Here is a 6,569-nt window from a genome sequence, read left to right as displayed (position 1 = left end):
CTCCAGGCTGTCCGCCTGCGCGGCCGCACCGGGATGCTGCTTCGGCCCGGTCAGTGCCGTCGCGCGGGCATGGGCCGTGTCGATCAGGTCGGGCCGTGCCTGCTCATCGCCCAGCCGCGCCATAATCAATGCCGCACGCAGCGACAGCGCCGGATCGGACGACGCCAGCGCGAAGGACAGGTGCGGCAGAGCCTCCGCACCACGGCCCTGTTCGTGCAGCGCGGCACCTTCCACCAGCTCAAGCCCCGGGTCGACGGCCACATTGCGCGCCGCAAGCCCGTCCCGCGTGCGCGCCAGCGTCGCCAGCGCATCGGCCCCGTGGCCCTGGGCCAGTTGCACCACGGCCAGATTGTAGCCCGCGTCACGCAGGCCCGATCCATTGTCATGGGCGAGGGCAAGAGTGAACGCGGCGGCATACTGACGTTCGGCTTCCGCCGCGTCGCTCTGGTCGGCGGCGTCGCGCCCGACCTGCATCGTCTGGTCCAGCGACGGGTCGGCGGGCCGGGCTGCGGGACCGCCGCAGGCCGTCAGCACAAGCACGGCTGCCATCAACGTCCCACGCGCGCCCTCTCGAACGCGGATCATGGCTGCACCCGATCGGGCGGCAGGCGCGTCGCGGGCTGATGTGGCTGGCCGCCCCCGCCCAGCAGCCACAGGCCGCGCAACTGGTCGCTCAGGCTGCGCAGCGACTGTGACAGGGCCCGTGCCTCGGTGATCATCGGCGGCAGTTCGGCGGCGGTGCGGGCCAGATCGGCCGTCATGCCCGGGATTTTGGGACTTGCCTTCTTCAGGTCGGCACTGGCGGCGCGAAGATTGCCCATCGTGCCGTCCGCCTTGGTCAGAACACCCGACACCTGCGTCTCGATCGGTTGCAGCTTCGCCACGGTGGCGTCCAGTGTCGCCACCATCTGCTCGGCCTGACGGATCAGATGATCGTCTTCGAGCAATTGCCCGATATTGCCCTTGCCCGCGTGGATCTCGGTCACCGTCGTGTCGAGCTGCGCCATCATGTGATTGGCGTTGGCCAGAATCGGCAGGGTCTGGTTGCGGATGTCCGCCACCGTGGCGGTGATCATGTCGGCCGGGTTGGGTTCGACGCTGGCGTTCAGGGCGGCATACTCCCAGTCCATCGCTTCACCCTTGCCGCGCGACAGCTCGATATAGCTGGCCCCGGCCACCACGAAACGGCGACGGATGACCGCGGTGCTGTCGCGCCGAACAAACTGCCTGAGATCGGGGTCGATTTCCGCAATCGCATACATCGCGCCGTTGTCGTTGAGTCGGATGCGGCGGATCGACCCCGCGCGGATGCCCATCGTCTCGACGTCGTCACCCACCGCTAGGCCCGCCACACCGTTCTCCGGCAGGATGATCCGCAGGCGCGCTGGCGGGGTCAGCCAGTTTTTCAGAAAGCCGGCCTCGACAATGGCCACCACCAGCACGACCACGGCCAGCAGGACGAGGGCTCCGACCCATTCATCGGCGTATCGCAGGCGCGTCAGGGGTCGCGCGGATGAGCCGGAACGCCAGTGAAACATCAGCCGGTTCTCCTCATGGCATACAGTCCCTCGTCCAGAAGATGCAGGCGGTGGGTGAAAAATCCGTGCTGGCCGCGCCATGGTCCGATGTCGCGCGTCAGCAGAACGACCGCGGCGCCACGATGGCGCGCGCGCGTCAGCACGTCGAGGAACACGGCACCCAGTTCGTTCTCGGCACCCGCGATCGGGTTTTCCAGCACCAGCAGCAGCGGCGTTCCCAGACACGCCCGCACCAGCGCCGCGCGCAGCCGGTCGCCGGGCGTCAGGTGTGAGGGGCGTTCGACCGGCAGGCCGGGCAGGCCGAACCGTTCGGCCAGCGCCTGCGCCTCTTCGAGAATATCGCGTTCCGGCCGACGGGTATGGTGAAGCTGCGGCAGGACGATGTTCGCGTCGGTGCCCAGAATATCCAGCCACGCACCCTGACGCGACACGCGCCCGATGCGACCGCGCAGGGCATTGGCCTGCAGTGTCCCCAGCATCGTCCAGTCGAGACCGGTGCAGCGCACGACGCCCGACGCCAGCGTCACCATCCCGCAGCACAGATCGGCGAACATGGCACCACGCTCGACATCGCGGCACGCGATCAGGGCACAGTCACCGGGCAGCAGACGCATCGTGAACGGAGCGGGAGCAATGCCGGTCTCGTCAAACAGCGGCATCGCATCCTGAAGCTCGAGAACAGGCAGAGGACCGGCCATCCTCAGAGGCTCAGACTGAACAGGATCGTCACGACCATCACCATCGTGATCCCGCGCGTAAACGCGACCGGCAGCAACGACGAGACATCGTCCTGAGGTGCCGCCATCAGCCCGGTCAGGCAACTACCGGTGCCGACAAAAAAGCCGACCAGCACGAATTTCACCGGGATCAGCACGAAGTCGATCGCCCCCATGCTGCTGACCACATCGGTGAAGAAACTCCAGACCGAGCTGTTGATGGCCCCCGTCACGCGACTTGCCATATAACCCATCACAAGGGTCGTGACGGAAAAGATGATGCCCAGCGTGAAACCGCCCAGCATGAACGCCACCGCGCGCGGCAACAGCAACAGCGTGAACGGATCGAGGCCCACGCCCAGAATCCCCCTGATCTGGCCGTTGATGTTCAAAAGGCCCAGTTCGGCGGTGCTCAGCATCCCGTTTCGCCCCAGCAGGATGATGCCGACCAGGATCGGGGCCACGTCACGCACCAGCACACTGACAAGGATCGACCCGGTCATCTGCGCCAGCCCCGCGAACCCCAGCCAGTACACGGTCTGGCTCACCACGCCGATGCCCGCCAGAACGGCGGTCACCAAAACGCTGAGCAAGCCGCCCGCCACAATTTCACGGACACAGCGACGGAATTCCAGACGCGTCGTGCGCCGCCAGCTGTGCGGACGCACCGACTCGCACACCACGCCCCACGCGACACCCACGAACATCAGCGTGAACCGCATCTGCGCGCGCGTGGCGCGCCCGATCGTCGCCAGCAGCGACAAGAACCGCCAGCGCAGCCGCGCAAGACGCCCGAAGGGCGCGTCGTGATCGACGCCCGGGGCGCTCATCGCCGACCCACCAGCGTGTAGGTCCGACCGACGCCCGTGCCCGGGGCGAAAAACGCCCCGCGCGCCCGGAAGAGATAACGGTCGCGCAGAACCTGAAAAACGGCCTCACTGACCTGAATCGTTCCGAAGTCGGGCGAACCCTGCGCCATACGCTCGGCAATGGAGACCGTCTGCCCCCACAGATTGAAAACGGACGGATTTTCACCCAGATAGCCGCCCAGCACGGGTCCGACGTCGATGCCAATGCGAAAGATCGGGTCTATATCAGCCTGGGACAGCATCACGAGGGCGGCCTCGCGCAACGCAAGGGCGGCCTCGACGATGCGCGTGGGCGCCTCGGCGTCGATCTCGGGCGTGCACCCGGCGGTGCAGATCAGCCGGTGCCCGACCATCTTGACGGAAAACAGACCGCATGTTTCCGCGATGTCCTGAACCTTGCGCGCCAGCCGTTCGACCAGCCCCAGAAGGTTCTCGACATCCTTGCCGTCCACCATAGGCGGGTTCGAAAACATGATGACCATGACGGCCACGGCGGGAAACAGACCCTCTCTCATATCCTGCCCTTCGCGCGCCGGGACCAGGAAGGCCTCGCCGAAATGCGCGGCACCCTCCGGGCGGCTTGCGGCATGATCGGCGCTGGCATGTGCCTTGTCGCCGATGGCCGGACGAGTGGCGAAACGGATGGCCGCCACCGCGCTGACCAGATCGACAAACGGCGCCACGCTCTCGGCCGCCCGCGCCGCATCTTCCAGCACGACTATCCCGTTGACGTCGCCCGCGCCGCGAAACGGCGTGACCGACAGGGCCGTGGTGGCATTCTGGTGCATGAACACGCGCCAGAAGGCCTGCGTTCGCGAATCGGTGCCTGCATCGGGCACGACGACCGGACCACCATCGGAGAGGGCGTCGAAAAAAGCCCCGATTTCCACGCGCGAATAATCGTACCCGCCGCTGTGCGCATCCTGGGCCGCGTCGAAACAGTCCTCGCAAACCATACGTCCGCGATCCTCGGTCAGACGCCAGAGCGACGCCCGACGCGCCTGGGCGACCTGAACCAGCGCCTCGGTCAGGGTCAGCGCTTCCTCGCCGGGATCGAACAGGCCAGGCTGCCCCGCGACGCGGCCCAGCGCCAGGTTTTCCTCGGTCGACAAGGCGCGCGCCTCGCGCAGTTTTCGATTGGCGCGTTCGGTCAGGCGTCCCTGCCGCACCAGAAAACCGGCGAGAATGACTGTGAGAAACACGACGACCAGAGAAAACACGAAGCTCTGCCGCCCGCTCGCACGGGCGAAACGTGCGAAATCGGCTTCATCGGCAATCAGCATCAGTACCCAGTCGTCACCCGCGTGGCCCAGCGGTGCGGTCACCACGAGAAAACTGCGCCCCTTGCGCGCGATCAGTCGTGTGCCGAAGCCCTGCACCCGATAGATGTCCCACGCGCGCGCGATCAGGGGGTAGTGTGCCGGATCAGGCACCATACGCGCCGGATCCCAGTTCGACTCCTGCGCGACCTTGCGCATCTGGCGCCCGGCGATCACCCGGCCCTGTCCGTCGAACACAATCGCGTGGCCGCTCGCGCCGATCTTGAGCGTCCGGAGAAAATCGCTGAGCGTATCAAGTCCGATATTGACCGCCAGGACATAGTGATGCCCGTCCTTGCCCACGAACGACTGCGCCGTCGTCACCAGAAGGGCATGCGAGTTCGCCGTCATGTACGGGGGCGTCCAGAAGACGCCCGGATGGCTCATCGCGCCCTGGAACCATGGCCGCGCGCGGGGGTCGAAGCGGGCGATCGTCTCGCTCGACTGTCCGACGACCGTGCCGGCCGCATCGGTCAGAACGTGGTCCAGGACATTCCCGTCCGCTGTCGTGCGCAGGGTCGCGACGTCGGTGCCGCGCGTATCCGTGCGGCGGTGGATCATGGCGAACTGGCCCTGATCGTCGGCGATGTAGTAGGAATCCAGCTGCGACAGCTGCGCGAGGCCACTGCCCGCATGCAGAGTGAACACCGAAAAGATCTCGTTCGCCGGCACGTTGGCCAGCAGACCCGCCGTGATCGATGCCCCGCGTGCGGCGGGGTCGAGATAGCCCGACACCTTCTGCACGCCGTAGTCCCGCTGCACACCCAGAAGATCGCGCGACAACGTCAGGGCGCCCTTGCGGCTCACCTGATACGACCGCAGGCTGACCCCCGCGATGGTCAGCACCACCAGCAGAACGCCCCCGACCGGCACCCCAACCCTGAGCAGGAAACCGCGCAGACGTCGTTCGTCGCGCTGCCGCGGGTCAATCACCTGTTCGGATGCCAACCGTCTTCTCCTGTCACCCCTCGGGAGGGAACGCGCGCGACACACGAAGCGTTGCGCCCGGCGGATCGGGGGACATGAGCAACCTCACGCCGCGATCGGCCGCCCGCACCCCCTGATAGTGGTTGTCGGCAACCCCCGGCGACGTGTCAATTCGTAACAGCCGCGCGCGGGACGTCAGGCCGGCGTGTCGTCGGTTCGCGTCCAGACCGAATCCGTCAACCGTCCGACGAACGCGGCATGGGCGGCAAGCTCCGTCCGGGTAGGCACGACGTGGCGCGGCGTGCGGTGCGCCACCGGCGGATAACGGACCGCGAGCATGCCGCTGTCGCCCTCGTCCGCCAGACCGAGCCCGCGCTGGCGGCCGCCCATCAGTTCGAGATACACCTCGGCCAGCAGACGACAGTCGAGCAGCGCGTTATGCGTGGTGCGTTCGGACAGGTCGATCCCGAAGCGGCGGCACAGCGCATCGAGCGAGTTCGGCAGGCCCGGGAAGCGCTCCTTGGCGATCGCCAGCGTGTCGACCATGCGCGTGGTCGACACACCCGGGCGTCCGCACCGCCCGAGTTCGTGATTGATGAAGCCGAAATCGAACGCCGCATTGTGCGCGATCAGCTCGCTATCGCCGATGAAGGCCATAAAATCATCGGCAACCTCGGCGAACTTTGGTTTGCCGATCAGATCGTCGAGCGTGAAGCCGTGTATGCGCGACGCCTCGGGCGGAATATCGCGCTCGGGGTCGATCAGCACATGAAACGTGCGTCCGGTCGGCAGATCGCTGATCAGTTCGAGGGCCGCGATCTCGATCACGCGGTCGCCCGTCGCCGGATCCAGCCCCGTGGTCTCGGTGTCGAACAGAATCGAGCGTTTCATGACGTCTCCCGTGTCAGGCGGCGCAGAAGGGCGCGCACCTCGCGCCGCGTGCGGCCGAGCGAGGCGCCGGTATGCACCACAATGTCCGCCCGTGCACGCTTGAGCGCATCGGGCATCTGGCGGGCGATCAACGCATCGGCCTGCGCGGCACTCATGCCACGCCGCTGCGCCACGCGCGCCCTCTGCACGCCACGCGACGCGGACACGACCGCGACCAGGTCGCACTGCCGCGCGCCGTCCGTCTCCAGCAGCAGCGGAATATCCAGCACCACCCAGCGCGCGCCACGCCGACGCCAGTGCCGCAGGAAC

6 protein-coding genes and 1 pseudogene are annotated in these 6,569 nt (G+C 66.9%); all 7 read right to left on the bottom strand.

The genetic code is table 11. From position 1 onward, the window contains the following. Nucleotides 1–585, bottom strand: a pseudogene (locus HUK82_RS13480) (hypothetical protein); the annotation flags it as partial. Then, nucleotides 582–1,538 carry an MlaD family protein gene (locus HUK82_RS13475; protein WP_176614452.1) on the bottom strand — a complete coding sequence of 319 codons (957 nt, stop codon included), beginning with the start codon at nt 1,536–1,538 and terminating at the stop codon, nt 582–584. The gene HUK82_RS13475 and the pseudogene HUK82_RS13480, both read right to left, overlap by 4 nt. Next, nucleotides 1,538–2,236 (bottom strand): P-loop NTPase family protein, encoded by a 699-nt coding sequence (locus HUK82_RS13470; protein WP_176614451.1) that lies wholly within the window; start codon nt 2,234–2,236, stop codon nt 1,538–1,540. The genes HUK82_RS13475 and HUK82_RS13470 overlap by 1 nt, the downstream gene beginning before the upstream one ends. Nucleotides 2,237–2,238: 2 nt before the next feature. Further along, nucleotides 2,239–3,084, bottom strand: a complete 846-nt coding sequence (locus HUK82_RS13465) for an MlaE family ABC transporter permease (RefSeq protein WP_176614450.1) — start codon at nt 3,082–3,084, stop codon at nt 2,239–2,241. Then, nucleotides 3,081–5,390, bottom strand: coding sequence for an adenylate/guanylate cyclase domain-containing protein (locus HUK82_RS13460; RefSeq protein WP_176614449.1), 2,310 nt, complete (start codon nt 5,388–5,390; stop codon nt 3,081–3,083). Before HUK82_RS13460 ends, HUK82_RS13465 begins: the two co-directional genes overlap by 4 nt. A 174-nt stretch (nt 5,391–5,564) precedes the next feature. Beyond that, a complete protein-coding gene (gene dnaQ / locus HUK82_RS13455) occupies nt 5,565–6,260 on the bottom strand; it encodes a DNA polymerase III subunit epsilon (protein ID WP_176614448.1) in 696 nt (231 codons plus the stop codon). Next, nucleotides 6,257–6,569: dephospho-CoA kinase (locus HUK82_RS13450; RefSeq protein WP_176614447.1), on the bottom strand; the 313-nt coding region annotated here is incomplete at its 5' end. The genes dnaQ and HUK82_RS13450, both read right to left, overlap by 4 nt.

The sequence above is a fragment of the Ameyamaea chiangmaiensis genome (assembly GCF_013376175.1).
GTDB lineage: Bacteria > Pseudomonadota > Alphaproteobacteria > Acetobacterales > Acetobacteraceae > Ameyamaea > Ameyamaea chiangmaiensis.
Note: the sequence above shows the minus strand (reverse complement) of the source record. Positions and strands in the feature narration are given on the sequence as shown.